The sequence below is a fragment of the Sphingomonas tabacisoli genome (assembly GCF_042678385.1).
Classification (GTDB): domain Bacteria; phylum Pseudomonadota; class Alphaproteobacteria; order Sphingomonadales; family Sphingomonadaceae; genus Sphingomonas_B; species Sphingomonas_B tabacisoli.
This window is the reverse complement of sequence record NZ_JBHUDY010000001.1, coordinates 1-21,681: the sequence shown is the minus strand read 5'-3', so window position 1 is coordinate 21,681 and position 21,681 is coordinate 1. Positions and strand designations below refer to the sequence as shown.

Annotated in this window: 22 protein-coding genes and 1 rRNA gene; 10 read left to right on the top strand and 13 right to left on the bottom strand. The window is 66.2% G+C overall.

All coding sequences use genetic code 11. From position 1 onward, the window contains the following. Positions 1-20: 20 nt before the first annotated feature. The 3 genes from ACFSCW_RS00115 to ACFSCW_RS00105 are packed head-to-tail and all read right to left on the bottom strand — an operon-like array spanning position 21 to position 2,799. Positions 21-1,094, bottom strand: coding sequence for an NAD(P)/FAD-dependent oxidoreductase (locus ACFSCW_RS00115; RefSeq protein ID WP_380885647.1), 1,074 nt, complete (start codon positions 1,092-1,094; stop codon positions 21-23). Beyond that, on the bottom strand, positions 1,073-1,756 hold the full coding sequence (locus ACFSCW_RS00110) for a methyltransferase domain-containing protein (RefSeq protein WP_380885645.1): 684 nt from the start codon (positions 1,754-1,756) through the stop codon (positions 1,073-1,075). Before ACFSCW_RS00110 ends, ACFSCW_RS00115 begins: the two co-directional genes overlap by 22 nt. Next, on the bottom strand, positions 1,753-2,799 hold the full coding sequence (locus tag ACFSCW_RS00105; RefSeq protein ID WP_380885643.1) for a type III polyketide synthase: 1,047 nt from the start codon (positions 2,797-2,799) through the stop codon (positions 1,753-1,755). Before ACFSCW_RS00105 ends, ACFSCW_RS00110 begins: the two co-directional genes overlap by 4 nt. 103 nt (positions 2,800-2,902) lie before the next feature. Between ACFSCW_RS00105 and mutS the strand changes: the two genes are divergently transcribed. After that, on the top strand, positions 2,903-5,464 hold the full coding sequence (gene mutS / locus ACFSCW_RS00100) for a DNA mismatch repair protein MutS (RefSeq protein ID WP_380889952.1): 2,562 nt from the start codon (positions 2,903-2,905) through the stop codon (positions 5,462-5,464). On the opposite strand, the gene ACFSCW_RS00095 is transcribed toward mutS, so the two are convergent. After that, positions 5,451-6,128 carry a GNAT family N-acetyltransferase gene (locus ACFSCW_RS00095; protein ID WP_380885641.1) on the bottom strand — a complete coding sequence of 226 codons (678 nt, stop codon included), beginning with the start codon at positions 6,126-6,128 and terminating at the stop codon, positions 5,451-5,453. The two genes, mutS and ACFSCW_RS00095, sit on opposite strands and share 14 nt — an antisense overlap. After that, on the bottom strand, positions 6,125-6,595 hold the full coding sequence (locus ACFSCW_RS00090; protein WP_380885639.1) for a DUF4440 domain-containing protein: 471 nt from the start codon (positions 6,593-6,595) through the stop codon (positions 6,125-6,127). The genes ACFSCW_RS00095 and ACFSCW_RS00090 overlap by 4 nt, the downstream gene beginning before the upstream one ends. 136 nt (positions 6,596-6,731) lie before the next feature. Here ACFSCW_RS00090 and ACFSCW_RS00085 point away from each other — a divergent pair, with 136 nt between their 5' ends. From ACFSCW_RS00085 to ACFSCW_RS00065, 5 genes are all read left to right on the top strand, one after another. Next, a complete protein-coding gene (locus ACFSCW_RS00085) occupies positions 6,732-7,616 on the top strand; it encodes an alpha/beta fold hydrolase (RefSeq protein ID WP_380885637.1) in 885 nt (294 codons plus the stop codon). A 48-nt stretch (positions 7,617-7,664) separates the two neighbouring features. Then, on the top strand, positions 7,665-10,415 hold the full coding sequence (locus ACFSCW_RS00080) for a [protein-PII] uridylyltransferase (protein WP_380885635.1): 2,751 nt from the start codon (positions 7,665-7,667) through the stop codon (positions 10,413-10,415). Positions 10,416-10,484: 69 nt separating this feature from the next. Next, positions 10,485-11,762, top strand: a complete 1,278-nt coding sequence (locus ACFSCW_RS00075) for a 3-methyl-2-oxobutanoate dehydrogenase (2-methylpropanoyl-transferring) subunit alpha (protein ID WP_380885633.1) — start codon at positions 10,485-10,487, stop codon at positions 11,760-11,762. A 44-nt stretch (positions 11,763-11,806) separates the two neighbouring features. Next, the gene (locus ACFSCW_RS00070) at positions 11,807-12,811 is read left to right on the top strand and encodes an alpha-ketoacid dehydrogenase subunit beta (RefSeq protein ID WP_380889950.1); all 1,005 of its coding nucleotides are present in this window, start codon (positions 11,807-11,809) and stop codon (positions 12,809-12,811) included. A gap of 5 nt (positions 12,812-12,816) precedes the next feature. After that, positions 12,817-14,118: a dihydrolipoamide acetyltransferase family protein gene (locus tag ACFSCW_RS00065; protein WP_380885631.1), complete on the top strand. Its 1,302-nt coding sequence runs from the start codon at positions 12,817-12,819 to the stop codon at positions 14,116-14,118. A 124-nt stretch (positions 14,119-14,242) separates the two neighbouring features. Here the strand turns inward: ACFSCW_RS00065 and ACFSCW_RS00060 are convergent, their stop codons facing one another. From ACFSCW_RS00060 to ACFSCW_RS00035, 6 genes are read right to left on the bottom strand one after another with little or no spacing between them, the layout of a single operon-like run. Next, a complete protein-coding gene (locus ACFSCW_RS00060; RefSeq protein ID WP_380885629.1) occupies positions 14,243-14,923 on the bottom strand; it encodes an ATP12 family chaperone protein in 681 nt (226 codons plus the stop codon). Continuing rightward, positions 14,920-15,135, bottom strand: a complete 216-nt coding sequence (locus ACFSCW_RS00055) for a hypothetical protein (RefSeq protein WP_380885627.1) — start codon at positions 15,133-15,135, stop codon at positions 14,920-14,922. The genes ACFSCW_RS00060 and ACFSCW_RS00055 overlap by 4 nt, the downstream gene beginning before the upstream one ends. Then, the gene (locus ACFSCW_RS00050) at positions 15,132-15,791 is read right to left on the bottom strand and encodes an HAD-IA family hydrolase (protein WP_380885625.1); all 660 of its coding nucleotides are present in this window, start codon (positions 15,789-15,791) and stop codon (positions 15,132-15,134) included. The genes ACFSCW_RS00055 and ACFSCW_RS00050 overlap by 4 nt, the downstream gene beginning before the upstream one ends. Further along, on the bottom strand, positions 15,788-16,873 hold the full coding sequence (locus ACFSCW_RS00045; protein ID WP_380885623.1) for an RluA family pseudouridine synthase: 1,086 nt from the start codon (positions 16,871-16,873) through the stop codon (positions 15,788-15,790). The genes ACFSCW_RS00050 and ACFSCW_RS00045 overlap by 4 nt, the downstream gene beginning before the upstream one ends. Beyond that, positions 16,870-17,226 carry a fluoride efflux transporter CrcB gene (gene crcB, locus ACFSCW_RS00040; protein WP_380885621.1) on the bottom strand — a complete coding sequence of 119 codons (357 nt, stop codon included), beginning with the start codon at positions 17,224-17,226 and terminating at the stop codon, positions 16,870-16,872. The genes ACFSCW_RS00045 and crcB overlap by 4 nt, the downstream gene beginning before the upstream one ends. 14 nt (positions 17,227-17,240) lie before the next feature. Beyond that, positions 17,241-17,693 (bottom strand): peptidylprolyl isomerase, encoded by a 453-nt coding sequence (locus tag ACFSCW_RS00035; protein WP_380885619.1) that lies wholly within the window; start codon positions 17,691-17,693, stop codon positions 17,241-17,243. Positions 17,694-17,813: 120 nt separating this feature from the next. Between ACFSCW_RS00035 and mgtE the strand changes: the two genes are divergently transcribed. Beyond that, entirely contained in the window at positions 17,814-19,217 is a 1,404-nt protein-coding gene (gene mgtE / locus ACFSCW_RS00030; RefSeq protein WP_380885617.1) for a magnesium transporter, read from the top strand. Positions 19,218-19,248: 31 nt separating this feature from the next. Next, complete coding sequence (locus ACFSCW_RS00025; protein ID WP_380885615.1) at positions 19,249-19,644, top strand: DUF1489 family protein; 396 nt, start codon at positions 19,249-19,251, stop codon at positions 19,642-19,644. Here ACFSCW_RS00025 and ACFSCW_RS00020 read toward each other — a convergent pair. Together ACFSCW_RS00020 and ACFSCW_RS00015 are read right to left on the bottom strand one after the other, a co-directional pair. Next, positions 19,641-20,021, bottom strand: coding sequence for an acyl-CoA thioesterase (locus tag ACFSCW_RS00020; protein ID WP_380885614.1), 381 nt, complete (start codon positions 20,019-20,021; stop codon positions 19,641-19,643). The two genes, ACFSCW_RS00025 and ACFSCW_RS00020, sit on opposite strands and share 4 nt — an antisense overlap. Beyond that, entirely contained in the window at positions 20,002-20,307 is a 306-nt protein-coding gene (locus tag ACFSCW_RS00015; protein WP_380885613.1) for a hypothetical protein, read from the bottom strand. The genes ACFSCW_RS00020 and ACFSCW_RS00015 overlap by 20 nt, the downstream gene beginning before the upstream one ends. 69 nt (positions 20,308-20,376) lie before the next feature. On the opposite strand from ACFSCW_RS00015, the gene ACFSCW_RS00010 reads away from it, so the two are divergent. After that, entirely contained in the window at positions 20,377-20,805 is a 429-nt protein-coding gene (locus ACFSCW_RS00010) for a CBS domain-containing protein (RefSeq protein ID WP_380885612.1), read from the top strand. A gap of 538 nt (positions 20,806-21,343) precedes the next feature. Then, positions 21,344-21,681, top strand: a 16S ribosomal RNA gene (locus ACFSCW_RS00005); the annotation flags it as partial.

Genomic DNA, 21,681 nt, shown 5'->3' with positions numbered 1-21,681 from the left:
TGGGGCGGCACGGAGACTCGTCAATGGCTCACGCGCGTGGCTTGGGCGAGCAATGTGGCAAGACCCGGCGCGATCCGCATAAGTTGCGCCAGCACCGGCGCGGTCGCGGGACGCTCGGCGGCGGCGAGGATCGCGCGGGCGACGGTGATCGGCCGCAGCGTGCGGCGCGCGAGCTTGCGCTGGTAAAGCTCGGCGCTCTCGCCGCGCAGCACCGCTTCCGCCGCGAGCACACCGCTCGCGAGCGCAATGCCCGTGCCTTCGCCCGCAAGTGACGGTATGACGCCAGCCTGGTCGCCGAGCCGATAGACGCCGGACTCTGTCGTCATGGCGCGCCAGCCATAGGGAATCGATGCGATCGCATCGACTTGCGCGGCCTCGCCCAGCCAGGCGAGCCGTTCGCCCAAAGCCGGCACTTCGCGCCCGATCCCCTGCAGCAAGGCGCGTGGACCGCCGACTTCGTTCAGACGCGACTTGCGAATGGCAAGGCAGAGATTGCCGGTCCCGTCTTCCTGCAGCACCAGTCCGGCATAGCCGCGATCGAACAAGTGCAGTTCGATCGCGCCCTCCAGCAAACGGGCCAGCGCTGCGGATGGCCCCAGACGCACGCGCAGCCCAAGCGCGGGATCGCCCGACGGCTTGGGACGCCCCCCGCCCCGCACGTCATGTTTGCCGGCCGCGAGCAGCAGCCGTTCGGGTTCGAATCCCACCCTCTCCGCCACTAGCGACCGACCTCGAATCTCGCGAGCGGTGACCCCGCGCTCGACGGCCGCGCCCAACGCTTCAGCACGGGCGAGCAGCGCTGAATCCAACTGGCGACGCGACACGCCCAGTGCGAGCCGCGGCAGCGTCGCGCTCGCCGAGCCGCTCGGAGTGAACAGCCGGACATGATCGACAGTCGCGCCGCGCAACTTTTCGATGCCGAGCCGCTCGAGCTCGTCGAGGCTATGCCAGCTCAAAAATCCTCCGCACAGCGCGTCGCCGGTTTCGCGCTGCTTCTCCAGCACCAACGCCCTTGCGCCGGACCGGGCCAGGGTGATCGCAGCGGCCGAGCCAGCCGGCCCACCGCCCAGGATCAGCGTATCGACTCGACGCACAGCCGGAACGGGAAAGCGCGATAGACCCGCGCGCTCACGCCCGCTTCCTCAAGGATCGGCGGCCATTCGGCCGGGCGGTAAGAGCGCGCGATCGAAAGCGTGCCGTCCGCCTTCACGATCGGATGCCAGCGCATCAGCGTCGCCAGCACCGGGAAACCGAGATGGGGCAGCGTGTGCCGGTGCAAATCGTTGATCAGCCAGCCCATTCTGGCGGTCGCATCCATGAAGCGCAGGAAGAGCACGAGCTGTTCGTGCGTCATGTGGTGCGCGACCAGGCTGGAGACGATCAGGTCCCAGGGCTCGCTTGCCAGCTCGACATAATCGCCGGTGACGTAGCGGATCGGCATGTTGGACGGCGTCGCCGCGCGCGCCGCCGGCTCGCTCCGCGGGTTGAGGTCGACGCCAACCAGCCCGCAGGTCTGGCCGCGTTTCTCCGCATAAGCCGCAATCCGGCGCAGCATGTCGCCATGCCCGAACCCCACATCGAGCAAGCGGAATGGCCGGTCCTTCGTTGCGCGCTTGACGAACGACAGCGTCGGTCGCGCCGCCATCGTCCACCAATTGACCTTGGCAAGATCGCCGATCACCGCCGCATATTCGGACGGCGACAGCTCCTCCGAATCCATCCGCTCTTCGGCGATGGTGCGCTGGGCGAGGCTCATGCGCTCGCGAACCGAAACCCTTCGGCAGCAAGGCCCGGTCCGAAGGCGATGGCCACGCCGGCGTCGAACTGGCGGCCGAACTTGCGCTGAAGCACGAACATCAGCGTCGAAGAGGACATGTTGCCGAACGCGCGCAGCACGGCCCGGCTGTCGTCCAGCGAATCCGGCGGCAATTGCAGCGCGTTCTCGACCGCGTCGAGGATCGACCGTCCGCCCGCATGCACCCCCCATTCCTCGACGCCACCATTCACGATGGCCTCGCGCATGTCCGGCTCCGCAAGCGCAGCGCCGATCCGGCCCGGCACTTCGCCGGACAAGTGCATGACAAAGCCCTTGTCGGTGATGTCCCACCGGATGAGCTCGTTCGATTCGGGGAGCGTTGCCGAGAACGGCGTGCCCAGGCGAAGCCCATGGGGATCGCCCGTGACAAGCGCCGCAGCCGACCCGTCGCCGAACTGCAAACCGGCCAGCATCGGCTCGATCTCGTCCATTTCATGCAAGTGCAGCGAACAGAGCTCGACCGTGACGACCAGCACGCGCGCGGCGGGATCCGAGCGCACGATATGACGCGCGGACCGGAGTGCGACCGAAGCCGCGTAACATCCCATATAGCCGACCAGCAGCCGCTCCACGCTTGGCGACAGGCCGAGTCGTCGCGCGATGATCTGGTCGACGCCGGGCGCGACAAAGCCGGTGCAGCTTGCGACGACCAGATGCGTGATTCCGCTGAGGTCGCCGTCCAGCGCGTCGATCGCGCGCAACGCGAGCGCGGGCGCGGCCTCACCGTAGAAGCGCATTCGCTCGGCCGTGCCGGGCAAGGTCTCGCGCCCGTAAAAGCCGCCCGGCTCGGCGGGCGAACCCCCGTTCGGCGCAGACGGCAGCACCGACCAGCGATGCTCCAGCCCGCTTCGCGCGACCATACGCTCGAACAGCCGGGCGTGGCGCGGATCGGCAATGCGCGCCAGCGCCCAGTCGAGAAACGGCTGGTGGATGTCCTGATCGGGAACGGCCGTCCCGATCGCATTGATGAACGCTTCAGCCACCCGGTTTCTTTCTGTGGATAGGGAGTTCTGACCGATAACGCGCCCGTTGGAAAGCCGGGCCCGGAACGCTAGTCCGGCAAACATGAACAGCGCCCCAACGCCGATGATGGCGCAATATCTGCGCCTCAAGGCGGAAGCGGCGGATTGCCTGCTGTTCTACCGGATGGGCGATTTCTTCGAGCTGTTCTTCGACGATGCGAAGGCGGCCGCGGCAGCGCTCGACATCGCACTGACGTCGCGCGGCGAGCATGACGGTGCGCCGATCCCGATGTGCGGCGTGCCTGTCCATTCGGCGGAATCCTACCTCGCCCGGCTGATCAAGGCCGGCTTCCGCGTCGCCATCGCCGAGCAGACCGAATCGCCGGCAGAGGCCAAGGCGCGCGGCTCCAAGGCGCTGGTCGACCGCGCGATCGTGCGGTTCGTGACGGCGGGCACGCTGACCGAAGAGACATTGCTCGACGCGCGCCGATCGAACTGGCTGGTCGCGCTGGCGGAAATCGGTGGCGCGATCGGGTTGGCGGCCGCCGACATTTCGACGGGCGTTCTCGAGATCGCCGAAATCACGCCCGATCTGCTCGATGCCGAACTCGCGCATTATGCCGCTGCTGAGGTGATCGCGCCCGAAAGCTGGGGTCGCAACGCGATCGAGCGCCCACGTTCTACTTTTGAGAGCACTGGCGCTGAACGGCGTTTGTGCGGCCTGTTCGGTGTCGCGACGCTCGACGGGCTCGGGCAGTTTGGGCGACCGGGCGTGTCGGCGGCGGGCGGGCTCGTCGCCTATCTCGAGCATGTCGGCAAAGGCGCGCTGCCGTTCCTTCAGCGGCCCCGCCGGCGTTCGGCCGCCGAGCATATGCTGATCGACGCGGCGACGCGCGAGAGCCTGGAACTGACTCAGGCGCAGAGCGGCGGCCGGGTTGGCAGTCTGCTTGATTGTATAGACCGCACTGTCACCGGCGCCGGAGCGCGGCTGCTCGCCGCCGATCTTGGCGCGCCGCTGACCGAGCGCGCGAAAATCCAGGCGCGGTTCGACCTCGTCGCCTTGTTCCATGACGACGGGCTGCGGCACGCGACTCGGGCGGCGCTGCGGGCAATGCCCGATATCGGCCGCGCGCTCGGCCGGCTCGTCGCAAAGCGAGGTGGCCCGCGCGATCTTGCGCAGCTCCGCGATGGCCTGAGCGAAGCGCGTGCCCTCCGCGATCGGCTCGCGCGGATCGATCAGCCGCCGGCACTCTTGGCCGAGCTGCTGCCAGCACTCGAAGGGCATGCCAGCTTTGTCGACCTGCTCGTCCGCGCGCTGGTGCCGAGCCCGCCGCTCGACGCATCGCAGGGCGGCTATATCGCGGAATGCTATGACGCCGCACTCGACGAGCTGCGCGGCCTGGGCGGCGAAGGGCGGCGGGCGATCGCGGCGCTGGAGGCGCGCTACCGCGACCAGACCGGCGTGTCGGCGCTCAAGATCCGGCACAACAATGTGCTCGGCTATCATATCGAGGTGCCGGCGCGCGCTGCCGACAAATTGATGGCGCCCGAGTCGGGTTTCGCGCATCGCCAGACGCTGGCCGGGGTGGTCCGTTTCAACGCGCCCGAGCTGCACGAGCAGGCGCTGCGCGTGACGCAGGCCGGGGCGCACGCGCTCGCCGCCGAGGCGGCGCATCTGGAGGATTTGACCGAGCAGGCGCTCGACCGGCGTGACGCCATTGCGTCTGCCGCGGACGCAATCGCCCGGCTCGACGTCGCTGCGGGCCTCGCCGAACGCGCGGTCGAGGGCGGCTGGTGCCGGCCGGCGCTGGTCGATCACCCCTGTCTCGAGATCGTCGCGGGCCGGCACCCCGTCGTCGAAGCAGCGGTGGCGAAGGCGGGCGGGCGCTTCGTGGCCAATGATTGCGGCCTGTCGGAGCAGGCGCGGCTCTGGCTCGTCACTGGCCCCAACATGGGGGGCAAATCGACCTTTCTCCGCCAGAACGCGCTGATCTGCGTGCTGGCGCAGGCGGGCAGCTACGTCCCCGCCGCGTCTGCGACGCTTGGCCTGGTTGACCGCTTGTTCAGCCGGGTCGGCGCATCGGACAATCTGGCCCGCGGCCGTTCGACCTTCATGGTCGAGATGGTCGAGACCGCCGCGATCCTGGCGCAAGCGACGCCGCAGAGCTTCGTGATCCTCGACGAAGTCGGCCGCGGCACCTCGACCTATGACGGTCTCGCCATCGCCTGGGCGGTGGTCGAGGCGGTGCACGACCTCAATCGCTGCCGCTGCCTGTTCGCCACGCATTATCACGAACTGACTCGCCTCGCCGGCAAGCTGGATGCGCTGTCGCTCCATCATGTCCGCGCGCGGGAATGGAAAGGCGATCTCGTGCTGCTGCACGAAGTCGTCGAAGGCGCCGCCGACCGCAGCTACGGGCTCGCCGTCGCCAAGCTCGCCGGTCTGCCGCCGCCGGTGCTCGGCCGTGCGCGCGACGTGCTGAAGAAGCTGGAGTCGGGACGCGAGAAGACCGGCGGCATCGCCGCCGGCCTCGACGACTTGCCGCTCTTCGCTGCCACCGCGCAGGCGGAAGAAGAACAGCTCGACGCGATCCGCGCCGAGGTTGAGTCGCTCGACATCGACGCGCTCAGCCCGCGCGAGGCGCTGGAGGTGCTTTACCGGCTGAAGGCGCTCACGCGCGACTGAGCACCGTAAAGGTCAGTTGCGCGCGGAAGCGAAAGCCCAGTGTCTCGTAGAGACCGATTGCCCCGAAGTTGTCCGGATAGACGTGAAGGAAGGCGGCATCGCCTTCGCCGACGATCCGCTCGATCAGGACCCGCATCAGTTTGCCGGCATAGCCGCGCCCGCGCGAATCGGGATGAGTGCAAACGCCGCTCACTTCGGTGAAGCCGGGCACGCGCATCCGCTGCCCGGCCATCGCGACCAGCCGCCCTCTTTCGCGCAGGCCGATGAAATGGCCCATCCGATGCGTTTCGGAAAAGAACGGGCCCGGCTCGGTCAGGGTCGCCAAGGCCAGCATTTCCGCCGCATCGGCGTCGCCCAGCACCAGATAATCGAACCCTTCCGCTACGCCCGGCGAGCGCTCTGCGACCATCTGGTTCACGACAGCCCGCTTCCTAATTCGCGCGCCGGGAATGGGCGGCGTCTCGCCAGCCTCGACCAGTCCGATTGCGCCCGTCTCGGGAAGCAAAGCACTGATCGCCTCGGCATCACCCGGATCGGCCGCCGCGGCGAACAGGTTGATCTCCGGACGAAACCGCAACGCCCGTGCATTGCCGACTGCCAGCGACGCCTGTCGCGTGGTCAGCGCATTCCATACCGGCCGGTCGAGCGGATGAGTTGTCGTCACCGCACCGGTTTGGGATCGGGGCCGGTCCAGGTCCAGTTCGCGATTTTCCAGCTCCCGGTGACCTTGGTCAGCACGAATGTCATCTGCGCATCCTCGCGCATCGCCCTGCCGCGCGCCTTGAAGGCGTAGCGGACCGGCATGATGACATAGGCGCTGTCGCCGCTGACTTGCTCGCGAACGGTCGGCCCGGTGACGATCACGCTTTGCTCGGTCAGACCGCCGTCCTTCGTCTCCTTGTCCAGCGCGCCGAGCCAATCCTGGAAGCTGCTCCAGTGATAGGGCGCAACTTCGTCGACGATGGAGACGCCGCTTGCCACATGCGTGGCCGCTGCCGCCGTGACGTCGCCGCGATTGAACGCCTCGAGGAACGTGCGGATCGGCGCTTCGACCGCCGGATCGGCTGCCGATGTCGGGCCTCTTGCACCCACGAGCGTCAACGCTATTGCTGCCTTCGCAACTCCGTTCATCTGAACCTCCCCCGCCTCGAAGTGGCGCTTCGATAGCATAATGGGGCGCGAAACGCATCGCAGACGCAACGATGCCGCGCAGCCGCCCGCATGGTATGAAGGGGACCGGGCGGGCGACTCACTTGGGAGCCGAGAGATGAACGCGATCACGACATCGGACGGCACGCGTATCTGGTACAAGGATTGGGGTCCGAAGGAGGCCCAGCCGCTGGTCTTCCATCACGGCTGGCCGCTCAGCGCCGACGACTGGGACAACCAGATGATGTTCTTCTTAGGCCGCGGCTTCCGCGTGATCGCGCACGATCGCCGCGGTCATGGGCGGTCGGACCAGACATGGACCGGCAATGAGATGGACACCTATGCTGCCGACGTCGCTGCGCTCGCGGAAGCACTGGACCTCAAGGGCGCGGTGCATATCGGCCATTCGACGGGCGGCGGCGAAGTCGTTCATTATGTCGCGCGCGCCCAGCCGGGACGGGTCGCCAAGGCGGTGATCATCGGCGCGGTGCCGCCGCTCATGCTGAAGACCGAGCGGAACCCGGGCGGCCTGCCGATCGAAGTGTTCGACGGCTTTCGCACCGCACAGAACGCGAACCGCGCCCAGTTCTTCCTCGATATCGCGAGCGGCCCTTTCTACGGCTACAACCGACCGGGCGCGAAGGTCGATCAGGGCGTGATCTGGAATTGGTGGCGGCAGGGCATGATGGGCGGCGCGAAGGCGCACTACGACTGCATCAAGGCCTTTTCCGAAACCGACTTCACGGACGATCTGTTGGCGATCGATGTGCCGGTGCTGGTGATGCACGGCGATGACGACCAGATCGTGCCCTATGCCGATTCGGCGCCGCTTTCCGCGCAGCTGCTGAAAAACAGCACGCTCAAGACCTATGCCGGTCTGCCGCACGGCATGTGCACCACGCATCCGGAGATCATCAATCCCGACCTGCTCGCCTTCATCGAGGGCGCGGCCGAACCGGCCGCCGCCGAAAAGATCGAGGTGGTGCTGCAGCCCGCGCTTTGACGGCGCAACGCTGATGACCGATGGGCTGGCCGCTCCTATGTAGAGGGAATGGCCAGCCGCATCGACGCCGTTCCCAATCGCCGCGCAATCATCGACCGGCGCGTGCTCGCCGACGATATTGCGGCGCTGGAAAGCGACGGGCCGAAGCTGCGCGCAGAGGCAGTCGCGTTGCTGAAGGCCGCGCTGGACAAGGGCCGCGCCGAGATCGCCGATCGGCTGATGCAGAATCCGTCGCGCGGACTGGAAGCGGCGAGCGGACAAGCCTTCCTGATCGACCAGATCGTCCGCCTCGCCTTCGATTTCACGACCAAGCGCTTGTACCCGGTCAGCAACCCCACCGCCGGCGAGCGGATCGCGCTTCTCGCTGTCGGTGGTTATGGCCGCGGCGAGATGGCGCCCTATTCGGACGTCGACATCGCTTTCCTCACGCCGTGGAAGCAAACCGGCTGGGTGGAGCAGGTCATCGAATCAATGCTCTACACCCTTTGGGATCTGGGGCTGAAAGTCGGCCATTCCAGCCGCTCGCTCGACGAGACGGTGCGGATGGCGAAAAGCGACCTCACGGTGCGCACCGCTTTGCTCGAGGGTCGGTTCATCTGGGGCGACCGTGCGCTGAACGATGAAGGCGTCGCCCGCTTCCGCCGCGAAGTGGTGGAAGGGACCGACCGTGCCTTCGTCGCCGCCAAGCTGGAGGAGCGCAACGAGCGCCACCGGCGCATGGGCGACAGCCGCTATGTCGTCGAGCCCAACGTCAAGGAAGGGAAGGGCGGCCTGCGCGACCTGCACACGCTGTTCTGGATCGGCAAATACGTTCACCGCGTCGATTCGGTCGAAGACCTGGTCGACGCCGGGCTGCTGACACCCGACGAGCTCCACCAATTCCAGCGCGCCGAGAATTTCCTTTGGGCGGTGCGCTGCCACCTGCACATGATCGCCGGGCGGGCCGAGGAGCGTCTGACCTTCGACTATCAGCGCGAGATCGCCGAGCGGATGCATTACGCCAACCGCACCGGCAAATCGGCGGTCGAGCGCTTCATGCAGTATTATTTCCTGCAGGCGAAGACGGTCGGCGACCTGACCGGGCTGTTCCTCGCCCATCTCGACGAGCAATTCGCGAGCCGTGGCAGCCGCTTCACTTTGGCGGCGATTCCGCGCCGCCCGCGCAAGCTGAACGGCTTCCGGCTGGTGCGCGGACGGCTGGCGCTGCCGTCGGACGATTTTCTGCAGCAGGACGCGGTGCGGCTGATCGAGATGTTCGCACTGGCCGACAAGCACGGCCTCGAACTCCACCCGGCGGCCATTCGTGCCGCACGCCGCGACGCCCGGCTCATCGACGCAAAAGTGCGGCGCGATCCGCGCGCCAACGCGCTGTTCCTCGACGTGCTGACTTCACCGCGCGACCCCGAGTCGGTGCTGCGCTGGATGAACGAGGCCGGCGTGTTCGGCCGTTTCGTGCCGGACTTCGGCCGGGTCGTCGCGCAGACGCAGTTCGACATGTACCATCATTACACGGTCGACGAGCACACGATCCGCGCAATCGGCTTGCTCGCAACGATCGAGCGCGGCGGATTGAAGGCCGAGCATCCTATCGCGACCAGCATCGTCCGCCAGATCGTCTCGCGCCGGGTGCTTTATCTGGCGGTGTTGCTGCACGACATCGCCAAGGGCCGCGGCGGCGACCACAGCGTGCTCGGCGCGGAGATCGCGCTGCAGCTTTGTCCGCGACTCGGCCTTACGGCGGCTGAGACCGAGACCGTATCCTGGCTGGTCCGCTATCACCTGTTGATGTCGGCTACAGCGTTCAAGCGCGACCTTTCCGATTTCAAGACGATCCTCGATTTCGCGGAAGTGGTGCAAAGCCCGGAGCGGCTGAAGCTGCTGCTGCTGCTGACCATCGTCGACATTCGCGCGGTCGGGCCGGGCGTGTGGAATAGCTGGAAGCGTCAGTTGCTCGCCGAGCTGTTCGAGGGCGCCGAAGAAGTGCTTCGGCTCGGCCATAAGCAGACCGGCCGCAAGGAGCGTGTCGAGGCGAAGCAGCAGGCGCTGGCGGAACGCCTTGGCTGGAGCAAGCCTGACTTTCAGCGCTACGCAAAGCGGCTGCCGGAGCCTTATTGGGTGGCTGAACCGCTCGACGTGCTGGAGGAGAATGCGCGGCACGTCGCTGAAAGCGGCGACAAGCAGCTCGCGATTGCCGCCTCGGTCTATCCGGAACGCGGCGCCACGCTCGTCACCGTCTACGCCGCCGACCATCCCGGCCTGTTCTACCGCATCGCCGGCGGCATCCATCTTGCCGGCGGCAGCATCATCGACGCGCGCATCCACACCACGCGCGACGGCATGGCCCTCGACAATTTCCTGGTGCAGGATCCGTACGGTCAGCCATTCGACGAAAGCGGCCGCCTCGAACGGCTGAAAGCCGCGGTCGAGGATGCCCTCGCCAACCGTTCGCGGCTGACCGAACGGCTGGTCGCCAAGCCGCTGCCGCGTCCGCGCGCCGATGCCTTCCCGATCGCGGCCAATGTGCTGATCGACAACCGCGCCTCGAATCGTTTCACGGTGATCGAGGTCAATGCGCGCGACCGTGCGGCACTGCTTTATGCGCTCGCCTACGGGCTGTTCCAGTCGAAGGTCACGATCCACTCGGCGCATATCGCGACCTATGGCGAGCGCGCGGTCGACACCTTCTATGTCACTGATTTGCTGGGCGCGAAGATCATTGCGCCGGCGCGTCTGAAAGCCCTCGAAAAGCGGCTTTTGGAGGCGGCCGAAGGACAGTCGCCGGTCCGCGCCGCCGCCTGACTCGCGAGAAGCTTTGTAATTTTATAACAAGCACGGCAAAGGGCCGCTGAGCCCGAATCTGGAGAGAGGATGTCCATCCGTTCCAACCTGCCGCCGCTCCGGCTGCATGTGCCCGAGCCGAAGTTCCGGCCCGGTGACGAAGTCGATTTCAGCGCGGTCGACGTGCCCGCCGCCGGCGCCGCGCGGCGTCCGGACACGGCTGACAGGCCGCAGGATTTCATCGACCTCGCCTATTCCATGGTCCGTGTACTCGACGAGGAGAATCGGGCGGTCGGGCCGTGGGACCCGAAGCTCAGCCCGGATGCGATGCGCCGGATGCTGCGCAACATGGTGCTGGTCCGCGCCTTCGACGAGCGCATGTTCCGCGCGCAGCGGCAGGGCAAGACCAGCTTCTACATGAAATCCCTGGGTGAGGAGGCGGTGTCGGTCGCTGCTGCCGCTGCGCTGGCGGACGACGATATGTGCTTCCCGTCCTACCGCCAGCAGGGCGTGCTGATCTCGCGCGGCTGTCCGCTGACCGACATGATGAACCAGATCTATTCGAACACGGGCGACAAGCTGCAGGGCAAGCAGCTCCCGATCATGTATTCGGAAAAGCGGTTCAGCTTCTTCTCGATCTCCGGCAACCTCGCGACCCAATATCCGCAGGCGGTGGGCTGGGCGATGGCCTCGGCCTCGCGCGGCGACACGCGGATCGCGGCAACCTGGTGCGGCGAAGGCTCGACGGCGGAAGGCGACTTCCACTCGGCGCTCACCTTCGCAACCGTCTATCGCGCGCCGGTCATCTTCAACGTCGTCAACAACCAGTGGGCGATCAGCTCCTTCTCTGGCTTTGCCGGCGCCGAGGCGACGACCTTTGCGGCGCGTGCGGTCGGCTACGGCATTGCCGGGCTCCGCGTCGACGGCAACGATGCGCTGGCGGTGTATGCGGCGACGCTTTGGGCGGCCGAGCGGGCGCGGACCAACCAGGGGCCGACCCTGATCGAGCATTTCACCTATCGCGCGGAGGGCCATTCGACCTCCGACGACCCTTCGCAATACCGCTCGGCCGGCGAGCCCAACGCTTGGCCACTCGGCGATCCGATCAATCGTCTCAAAAATCACCTGATCGCGATTGGCGAATGGGACGAGGAGCGCCACGCCGCCCAGGACAAGGAAGTCGCCGAGCTCGTCCGTGACGCGCAGAAGGCGGCGGAGAAGAATGGCATCCTCGGCCACGGCCTGCACCAGCCGCTCGACACGCTGTTCGACGGGGTGTTCGAGGAAATGCCCTGGCACCTGCGCGAGCAGCGGCAGATGATGCTGGACGAAGAAGAAGCCTCGGGGCGGCCATGGGCGCGGAAGTGAGCGAAATGACCGCAGAGACGGGCGAAGCGGGTGCTGTCACCCGCATGAACATGATCCAGGCGATCAACTCGGCCCTGGACGTGATGATGGCGCGCGATCCGGATGTGATCGTGATGGGCGAGGATGTTGGCTATTTCGGCGGCGTGTTCCGCGCGACCGCGGGCCTGCAGAAAAAATACGGCAAGACCCGCGTGTTCGATACGCCGATCACGGAATGCGGCATTGTCGGCGTAGCGGTGGGCATGGGCGCGTACGGGCTGCGGCCGGTACCGGAAATCCAGTTCGCCGACTATATCTACCCGGCGCTCGATCAGCTCGTGTCGGAAGCGGCGCGGCTGCGCTATCGCTCCGCGGGCGAATTCACGGCGCCGATGACGATCCGCTCTCCCTATGGCGGCGGCATTTTCGGCGGACAGACGCACTCCCAGTCGCCCGAGGGCATCTTCACTCACGTCTCCGGCGTGAAGACGGTGATCCCGGCCACGCCCTATGACGCCAAGGGGCTGCTGATCGCTGCGATCGAGGACAATGATCCAACGATCTTCTTCGAGCCGAAGCGCATCTACAACGGCCCGTTCAACGGCCATTGGGACCGCCCGGCCGAGAATTGGTCGAGGCATCCCGGCGGTGAAGTGCCCGAAGGCTATTACAAAGTGCCGCTCGGCAAGGCCAACGTCGTGCGCGCCGGCGAGGCGCTGACGATCCTCTGCTACGGCACGATGGTCCATGTCTGCCAGAAAGTGGTCGAGGAAGCGGGCGTCGATGCCGAGATCCTCGATCTGCGCACGCTCGTCCCGCTCGACGTCGACGCGATCGAGGCATCGGTGAAAAAGACCGGCCGCTGCATGATCGTCCACGAAGCGACACGCACCTCGGGCTTCGGCGCCGAGCTGTCCGCTCTGGTGCAGGAACGCTGCTTCTATCACCTCGAAGCGCCGATCGAACGCGTGACCGGCTTCGACACCCCTTATCCGCACAGCCTCGAATGGGCGTATTTCCCGGGCCCGGTCCGCATCGGCCAGGCGCTCAAGAAGATCATGAAGGACTGACCGCGATGGCGCGCTTCGAATTCCGTCTGCCCGACATCGGCGAAGGCATTGCCGAGGCCGAGATCGTCGCGTGGCACGTCAAGGTCGGCGATCGTGTGGAGGAAGACCAGCAGCTCGCCGACATGATGACCGACAAGGCGACGGTCGAGATGGAAAGCCCGGTCGCTGGCACCGTCCTGCAGTTGGCGGGCGAGGTCGGCGACCAGATTCCGATCGGCTCGACCTTGGTCGTTATTGAGACGGCAGGGGAGGATGCCGGAGTGGCCGAGGACAAGGCTGCGCCGATGTCGGTGGAGACCGAAGCGGATCTGCCGCCGTCCGTCACACCTCCTGCCGTTCGGGCTGAGCCTGTCGAAGCCCTCCCTTCGCCTTCCGCTCCGGAGAAGAAAGACCAAGGCTTCGACAAGCTCAGCCCGAACGGAGTCGAGGAGCCCAGGTCGCACGCTTCGGTCCTCGCCTCGCCCGCGGTTCGCGCGCGCGCGAAGGAGCTCGGGATCGACCTGTCGCAAGTGAAGCCGTCGCAGGAAGGGCGCATCCGGCACCACGATCTCGACGCCTTCCTTACCTACAATGCCGGCCAGGGCTATCACGCGCCCCACGTCAGCCGCGCGCGCGCGGACGAGACGATCAAGGTCATCGGCATGCGCCGCAAGATCGCCGAGAACATGCAGGCGGCGAAGCGCCACATCCCGCACTTCACCTATGTCGACGAAATCGACGTGACCGCACTCGAGGACGTCCGCGCCGATCTGAATGCCAATCGTGGGCAGCGGCCGAAGCTGACGATGTTGCCGTTCCTGATCGTCGCGATCTGCCGGACGCTTCCCGAGTTTCCGATGCTCAACGCGCGCTATGACGATGAAGCGGGTGTTGTGACGCGGTCGGGCCGCGTCCATCTCGGCATGGCGGCGCAGACCGATGCCGGTCTCACCGTGCCGGTCATCCGCGATGCGCAGGACAAGAATGTCTGGCAGCTCGCGAGCGAAATCGCCCGGCTGGCCGAGGCGGCCCGCACGCAGAAGCTCAAGCCCGACGAACTCGGCGGCGGCACGATCACCGTCACTTCGCTCGGGCCTTTGGGCGGCATTGCGACGACGCCGGTCATCAACCGCCCCGAAGTCGCGATCATCGGCCCCAACAAGATCGTCGAGCGCCCGGTGTTCCGCGGCGACGACATCGTTCGCGCCAAGCTGATGAACCTGTCGATCAGTTGCGACCACCGCGTTGTCGATGGGTGGGATGCGGCAAGCTATGTGCAGGCGCTGAAGAAACTGCTGGAAACCCCGGTCCTGCTGTTCGCGGATTAGGTTCGGAAGCTTCCACCCGCACCGTTCGGCCTGAGCTTGTCGAAGGCCTGTTCTTCTCTTGATTCCGCAAAAAGGGCAGGGCTTCGACAGGCTCAGCCCGAACGGAGTTTAGGGCGCTGCTTGTTTAACGATGCAACCCCAAAAACCGCACCGCGACATCCCAGTCCCGCCGCCGGGACTCGCGTGCTTGCTCGGCCAGCAGGTCGGCGCCCCATTGTTCTTCCTGCCACAACTCATCCAGATTGACGGCGGCCCAGACCGTGCCGGCATCGAATGCGCGTTCGAGCACGGCAAGGCCCGCGATCAGCGAGCCGCCGATCGTCACCAGCGGCGACAGGGCCGCCAGCTCGAAGTCGCCGCATGCAATGGTCGCATCGCGCAGCCGCGCCACGGTCGCCGCCGGCTGCGGCCGATGCATGATGCCGGTAACGATCTCGACATGCACATCGTATCGTGCGCGCACCCAGTCGAGCAGCGGGTCCCACTCCGCGGCCTGGCGCGCGACCAGCTCGGGCGGCGATTCCGCGCGATAGGCGAGCAAATCGGTCTCGCCATATTTGGCAAGCTGGGCTGCGAAGCTCAGCCGATCCGGTTCGACGATGTCGATTGCAGCGTTGGCGAGGCCGGTCAGCGGCAGCGTGCGCGGGTCTAGTTCCTCGCCGACCGCGTTCCATTCCGCAGCGATCGCCTTGGCAAGCGCGGACGTCGGCAGCGCCAGCGGGTTGCGCTTGGGCGTGCGCACCGGCTTGCCGTCGAGCAGCACCGTGCCGTCGTCAGCCCGCGCCTCTTTCCAGAAACGCTTCACTTCGGGGTTCGCCAGCGCCGCGCCAGCAGTCGCGGCACCAGCGCAAAGTCGAGTGCGCCGATCAGCACCATCGCCGTGCCGGCAACTTTTGGGATGGACTCGAACCGGCCCGCGGCGATCACCAGCCCGAACATCACCAGCACCGCGCCGGACAGACGCAGCAGCGACAGGATGAAGAAGCGTGTGCGGGCGAGGTCATCGGGATTCGTCACGCGAAACGCTCCATCCAGCAGGTCAGCTCCTCGGCCGTGTCGACCACGGCGGCTGCGCCCGCGGCCTGCAGCTCGGCCGCGTCATGATAGCCCCAGCCGACGCCCAGCGCATGGGCGCCGGCGGCGCGCGCCATCATCATGTCGAAGCTGGTGTCGCCGATCATCACCGTAATTTCGGGTGCCGCCCCGGCTTCGGCGATCGCCGCCTCCGCCATCGCCGGGTGCGGCTTGGAGGGATGGCGGTCGGCGGTCTGCAGCGTGACGAACCGGGCGTGAAGCCCGTGCCGCTCAAGACAGAGCCGCAGGCCCCGGTCCGACTTGCCGGTCGCCACGCCGAGCAGCCAGCCCCGGGCCTCCAGCGCGGCCAGTGCCTCGGCAATCCCTTCGAACAGCGGCTCGTCGACCAGACCCTCGGCACGGTGGCGCTGAAAGGCGGATTTGTAGGTCTCGGCCAGCGCGTGATGCAGCTCGGCCTCCGCGTCCGGCAGCAGTGCCTGCATCGCATGGGGCAGGCTGAGCCCGATCACCCGCCGCGTCGCGTGGCGATCGGGCGGCGTCAGGCCGTGGCAGGTAAAGCACTCGTCCATCGCGCGGCCGATGGCCCCGTGCGAATCGACCAGCGTCCCGTCGCAATCGAACAGGGCGAGGCGGTTCACCCCCGCCTCCGCGACCGGCGCTCGCCCTTCCGTTCTTTGCGGCGCGCCTTGGCGGCGGCGGTTGTGGCGCGGCGCTTGCCTTCGGGCGTCTCGCTGAACTTCACTTCGTCGAGGGGAAGGTCGCCCGCGCTCGGGTCGAAGCCCAGCGTGTGCAGGCTTTCGGCAAAGTGCGCAGGAAGCTCGGCAGTGACGTCAAGACGTCCCCCATCGGGATGGTCGATGCGGATGCGCCGCGCGTGCAGGTGCATCTTGCGGCTGATGCTGCCGGCCAGAAACGCGTCCGGACCGCCATATTTGCCGTCGCCGACGATCGGATGACCGATCGCCGCCAGATGCACGCGCAGCTGGTGGGTGCGGCCCGTCAGCGGCTGCAGCTCCAGCCAGGCCGTGTTGTTCCCGGCGCGCTCGATCAGACGGTAGCGCGTCTTGGCGGGCAGCCCTTCCTTTTCGTCGACATGCATCTTCTCGCCGCCGGTGCCGGGCTGCTTGGCAAGCGGAAGGTCGATGAACCCGTTCTCGATCGAGGGCACGCCCGCGACCAGCGCCCAATAGACCTTGCGCGCAGTGCGGCTGGAAAAACTCTTGCCGAAGAAGGCGGCGGCCCGGCTGGTGCGGGCGAGCAGCAGCGCGCCCGACGTGTCCTTGTCGAGTCGGTGGACCAGCTTTGGCCGTCCGTCCGCTTCGAACTGGAGCGCGTCGAGCAGCGCATCGACATGTTCGTGCGTCTTGGTGCCGCCCTGCGTCGCGAGCCCCGGCGGCTTGTTAATGACCAGCGCCTGGGCGTCCTGATGGATCAGCAATTCCTGGGCGAAGGCGATCTGGTCGTCGGTCAGCGGTACCCGTTCGCGCTTCGGCTTGGCCTTTTCGGGCGCAGCCGGTTCGGCGGGCGGCACGCGAATCGCCTGTCCGGCTTCGATCCGATCGCCGGGCGTGGCGCGCTTGCCGTCGAGGCGGAGCTGGCCGGTGCGCGCCCAGCGCGAGACCTGCGCGAACGAAATGTCCGGCATGTGCCGCTTGAACCAGCGGTCGAGCCTGATGCCGTCGTCGTCAGGCGCGACGGTGAAGGTGCGGACTTCGCTCATGCGACCGCGCGCACCAGCAACAATCCGGCCGCCAGCGCGCCGATCGCGCCAGCGACCGAAATCAAAATATAGCCAAGGGCAAGCGCGGTCTGTCCGCGCTCGATCATGCCGAACGTTTCCAGGCTGAATGCCGAGAAGGTCGTATATCCACCCAGCACGCCGACCCCGAAGAACAGGCGGTACGGCTCGTTGCCGCCGCTCGTTCGCGCAAGGATGCCGGCGAGCAGGCCCATCGCCAGCCCGCCGGAGATGTTCGCGATCAAAGTCCCCCAAGGAAAGGACGGACCCCAAGCGCGGATCGTTACGCTTCCGACATGGAAGCGCAGCGCCGCGCCGATGGCGCCGCCGAGCATGACGAGAAGTGTGTTCAGGAGACCGTCGCTTTCAGGATCTTGCCGGGATTGCGCGGCGGCTCGCCCTTGGGAAGCTTGTCGACGAACTCCATGCCGCTCTCGACCACGCCCCACACGGTGTACTGCCGGTCGAGGAACGTCGCGTCGTCCAGGCAGATGAAGAACTGCGAATTGGCGCTGTTCGGATCCATCGTCCGCGCCATCGAGCAGGCGCCGCGCACGTGCGGCTCGCTGTTGAATTCCTGCTTCAGGTTCGGCTTGCTGGAGCCGCTGGTGCCGGTGCCGGTCGGGTCGCCGCCCTGGGCCATGAAGCCGTCGATCACGCGATGGAACACCACGCCATCGTAAAAGCCTTCGCTCGCCAGCTCGGAGATTCGCTCGACATGGTTGGGGGCGAGGTCGGGGCGCAGCCGGATGACCACGTCGCCGCCGGTGTCGAGAGAAAGCGTGAGCGTATCGCCGGCCATGTCGGAACTCCTTGGGATGTAAAGGCGCCCATATAGAGAGGTGCCACAGGGATGGAAGGATTGCCTTTTCCCGCGCGCCCGGCCTAAGCCGCCGCGGGCGCTAAAGCAAAGGAGGCGGAGATGAGCGAGACCGAACTCGACCAGACCGCTTCCGAAGCAGAAACCCAGCTCGACGAGGACGACCGGCTGAAGCCCGAGTTCGTTCGCGCCGTCATCGACCGGCTGGAAGAGGGCGACGAGGAAGGCGCGCGCGCCCTGGTCGCGCCGCTCCACCCGGCCGACATCGCCGACCTGTTCGAGCTGGCCCCGTCCGAATGGCGCCAGCCGCTCGCCCTCGCATTGAAGGACCTGCTCGACGGCGACGTGTTCGCCGAGATGAACGATTATGTCCGCGAGGACCTGATCGACGAGCTCGATCCGTCTCAGGTCGCGGACATCGCCTCCGAGCTCGATACCGACGACGCGGTCGCGATCATCGAGGATATGGAGCCGGCCGAGCAGCGCGAAGTCTTGCGCGCGATGGAGCCGGACGACCGCGCCGCGATCGAGGAAGCGCTCGGCTACCCGGAGGAATCCGCCGGCCGCCTGATGCAGCGCGAGCTGATCGCGGTGCCCGAGCATTGGACCGTCGGGCATGTCATCGACTATCTGCGCGGCAATGACGAGCTGACCACCGACTTCTGGGAAATCTTCGTCGTCGATCCCGCGCATCATCCGGTGGGCACCTGCCAGCTGAGCTGGATCCTGCGCACGCCGCGCAAGGTCGCGATAGCCGACGTGATGAAGCGCGAGCAGACGCTGATTCCGGTTGACATGGATCAGGAGGAAGTGGCGCTCCGCTTCCAGAAATACGCGCTGATCTCGGCCGCCGTCGTCGACCAGTCGGGGCGGCTGGTCGGCATGATCACCGTCGACGACATCGTCCACATCATCCAGGAAGAAGCGGGCGAGGACATTCTCCGCCTGTCCGGCGCCGGCGACGGCGACATCAACCAGCCGATCCAGCTTACGATCAAGACGCGGCTCACCTGGCTGGTGGTGAACCTCGGCACCGCGATTCTCGCCGCGTCGGTGGTCGGGCTTTTTCAGGCCGAGATCGGCCGATTCGCTCTCCTAGCCGTTCTGATGCCGATCGTCTCCGGCATGGGGGGCAATGCCGGCACGCAGACGCTCGCGGTGGCGGTGCGCGCGCTTGCCACCAACCAGCTTACCGAATCGAACACACTCCGCATGTTCGGGCGCGAGCTGACCATCGCCAGCGCCAATGGGCTCAGTCTCGGCCTCCTGATCGGCGTCGCGGTCGGGCTGATCTACGCCTATCCGTTGCTCGGCCTGACGATCGCGCTCGCCATGCTGATCAACAATCTCGTCGCAGGCTTGGCCGGCATCCTGATCCCGATCACGCTCGACCGGCTGCGAGTCGATCCGGCGGTGTCGTCGGCGGTGTTCGTGACCACCGCGACCGACGTCATGGGGTTCTTCAGCTTTTTGGGTCTGGCGACGCTCTTCCATTTGGGCGGTTGAACCGACGCGCCTCCGCCCCACCTGAGAGGCCATGCTTCACCTGACCAAAGTCGCGGTTGGCTGCGCCACGGCCGAGGCGCTGCGCGCGCGAATCTCCGGGCGAGCGGACAGCGGCGTGGTGCGCATCACGACGCGGTACCGACCGACGCGGCACACCGAGATGATCGGCGGATCCTTGTTCTGGATCATCAAACACCGGCTCGTCGGGCGTCAGGAAATCCTGGGCTTTGCCGAAAGCGAGGACCGGCGCTGCCTGATCGAGCTCGATTCGCACCTGATCGCCGTTCAGCCCCATCCGCGCCGCGCGCACCAAGGCTGGCGATATCTGACTCCGTCGGATGCGCCCAAGGATATGGGCGGCGGCTCCGGTCTCGCCGATTTGCCGCCGCAGTTGCTTGAAGAGCTGAGCGCGCTGGCGCTCGTCTAGTCTTCCCAGGCGACTGGGCGCGGACGGGCGTTCTCGTCCAGCGCGACGAAGGTGAACAGCCCTTCGGTGACCTTGACCTGCTGAGCGCCCCGCGCGCGGTCGGCGATCACCTCGATGCGGATGCCCATCGAGGTACGGCCACGCTTTTCGACATGCGCGTAAACGGAGATGATGTCCTGCAGCAGGATCGGCGCGATGAAGGTCATCGCCTCGATCGCGACCGTCGCGGTCGGGCCCTTGGCGGTGCGTCCGGCGACGATGCCGCCGGCGATGTCCATCTGACTCAGCACCCAGCCGCCGAAGATATGCCCGTTCGAGTTGATGTCGCCGGGCCGGGGCGCGACGCGGAGAATGGGTTCACGCGAATCGATTGTCATCATCGTCTTCCGAATAATCCTGAATATGTTCGTCATGGCCGGTGCCGGCGCTCAGGAAGACCAGCCCCATCAGCGCCGCGGCCAGCAGCACTGAAAAAAAGATTCCGCCCGCGGTGAAAATCAGGAAGAGCAGCGGCACCGGTCCCTGGAGTAGCCACAGAATGCCCAGGCCCGTCGCTGTCGCGACCAGCGCCGCCAGCGCCATCCATGCCATCAGCCGCTTGAAGCGCCCCCAGGCGAATCGGGCATAGTCCGGGTCGGACAGGCTGGGCTTGGGTTCGGCCATCGCCTTTCCCCTTGCGGGAAACGGACCGAACATCAATGCTGCTCGTTCACCCAACCAGGGAGTCGAACCATGACGATCGCGGCGATTCTGAAGGGACGGGAAGGGAGAGTGATCAGCGTCGGGCCGGACACGAGCGTGTCGGACGCGATCGCCCTGCTTGCGGAAAAGCGAATCGGTGCGCTTCCCGTGTTGGACAACGGCCGCGTGCTCGGCATCTTCTCGGAGCGCGACGTGGTCTACTGCCTCGCCTCCGGCGGCGCAGCGGCGCTCGACAGGCGAGTCGCCGACGTGATGACGGCGCCGGCGCACACGGTCAGCCCGAATCAGGGCGTTCTCTCAGCGCTGTCGCTGATGACTCAGCGCCGATTCCGGCATCTGCCGGTCACCGAATCGGATTCGCTGGTCGGATTCGTGTCGATCGGCGACCTGGTGAAGTACCGGATCGACAAGATCGAAGCCGAAGCGGAAGCGCTGCGCGAATATATTCAGACCGCCTGATCGGGCGGCGGAATCACGACCCAATGCACGCATACGCGCACGCGACATATAGAGTGGGCCGTGTAGGACGCTCTCAATCGCTCATATCCGGCCGTGAACGGGGTCTGGAACGTCGATCCGGAAGTCCGTCACAAAAAATGCAAAAAGGCTGTTGACGGGGGAAAACGCCCCACATATATGCCCTCTCACCGCAGCGACGCGGGCCGCACGGCCCCCACTGATGCGGTCGCAAAAAAGCAGGACGCCCGGCTACCCCGGTAAAAAGGGGAAGCCACACGGCGTCCCTGTTTTTGGCTCTTTGACATTGTTGATGCAAGATGAAGGGACATGTGGGCGGCGGCCCCGGGTCCGGCAGCTCAAGGTGCCGGGTGCTCGGAAAAACCAAGCCGTTCCATAGATCTTCTGTTCGAGGCTTCGGTCTTGGCAGACGGTCTTACATGTCCTTCACGTTTCCATACGTGATATATGTGCAGGAACGGCTCCTTGAAATGAGCGTGTTCGTCGTGGGACTATTCCTCCCGCGTCGGATGCGGACATCAAACTTGAGAGTTTGATCCTGGCTCAGAACGAACGCTGGCGGCATGCCTAACACATGCAAGTCGAACGAGACCTTCGGGTCTAGTGGCGCACGGGTGCGTAACGCGTGGGAATCTGCCTTTCGGTTCGGAATAACTCGGGGAAACCCGTGCTAATACCGGATGATGTCGCAAGACCAAAGATTTATCGCCGAAAGATGAGCCCGCGTAGGATTAGCTAGTTGGTGAGGTAAAGGCTCACCAAGGCGACGATCCTTAGCTGGTCTGAGAGGATGATCAGCCACACTGGGACTGAGACACGGCCCAGACTCCTACGGGAGGCAGCAGTGGGGAATATTGG

Bases quoted from the DNA above. Each gene is read 5' to 3' on its own strand.
- ACFSCW_RS00110 (WP_380885645.1), bottom strand. From the start codon at position 1,756: ATGAGCCTCGCCCAGCGCACCATCGCCGAAGAGCGGATGGATTCGGAG.
- mutS (WP_380889952.1), top strand. From the start codon at position 2,903: ATGATGGCGCAATATCTGCGCCTCAAGGCGGAAGCGGCGGATTGCCTG.
- ACFSCW_RS00090 (WP_380885639.1), bottom strand. From the start codon at position 6,595: ATGAACGGAGTTGCGAAGGCAGCAATAGCGTTGACGCTCGTGGGTGCA.
- ACFSCW_RS00085 (WP_380885637.1), top strand. From the start codon at position 6,732: ATGAACGCGATCACGACATCGGACGGCACGCGTATCTGGTACAAGGAT.
- ACFSCW_RS00080 (WP_380885635.1), top strand. From the start codon at position 7,665: ATGGCCAGCCGCATCGACGCCGTTCCCAATCGCCGCGCAATCATCGAC.
- ACFSCW_RS00075 (WP_380885633.1), top strand. From the start codon at position 10,485: ATGTCCATCCGTTCCAACCTGCCGCCGCTCCGGCTGCATGTGCCCGAG.
- ACFSCW_RS00070 (WP_380889950.1), top strand. From the start codon at position 11,807: ATGAACATGATCCAGGCGATCAACTCGGCCCTGGACGTGATGATGGCG.
- ACFSCW_RS00065 (WP_380885631.1), top strand. From the start codon at position 12,817: ATGGCGCGCTTCGAATTCCGTCTGCCCGACATCGGCGAAGGCATTGCC.
- ACFSCW_RS00045 (WP_380885623.1), bottom strand. From the start codon at position 16,873: ATGAGCGAAGTCCGCACCTTCACCGTCGCGCCTGACGACGACGGCATC.
- crcB (WP_380885621.1), bottom strand. From the start codon at position 17,226: ATGCTCGGCGGCGCCATCGGCGCGGCGCTGCGCTTCCATGTCGGAAGC.
- ACFSCW_RS00035 (WP_380885619.1), bottom strand. From the start codon at position 17,693: ATGGCCGGCGATACGCTCACGCTTTCTCTCGACACCGGCGGCGACGTG.
- mgtE (WP_380885617.1), top strand. From the start codon at position 17,814: ATGAGCGAGACCGAACTCGACCAGACCGCTTCCGAAGCAGAAACCCAG.
- ACFSCW_RS00025 (WP_380885615.1), top strand. From the start codon at position 19,249: ATGCTTCACCTGACCAAAGTCGCGGTTGGCTGCGCCACGGCCGAGGCG.
- ACFSCW_RS00020 (WP_380885614.1), bottom strand. From the start codon at position 20,021: ATGACAATCGATTCGCGTGAACCCATTCTCCGCGTCGCGCCCCGGCCC.
- ACFSCW_RS00015 (WP_380885613.1), bottom strand. From the start codon at position 20,307: ATGGCCGAACCCAAGCCCAGCCTGTCCGACCCGGACTATGCCCGATTC.
- ACFSCW_RS00010 (WP_380885612.1), top strand. From the start codon at position 20,377: ATGACGATCGCGGCGATTCTGAAGGGACGGGAAGGGAGAGTGATCAGC.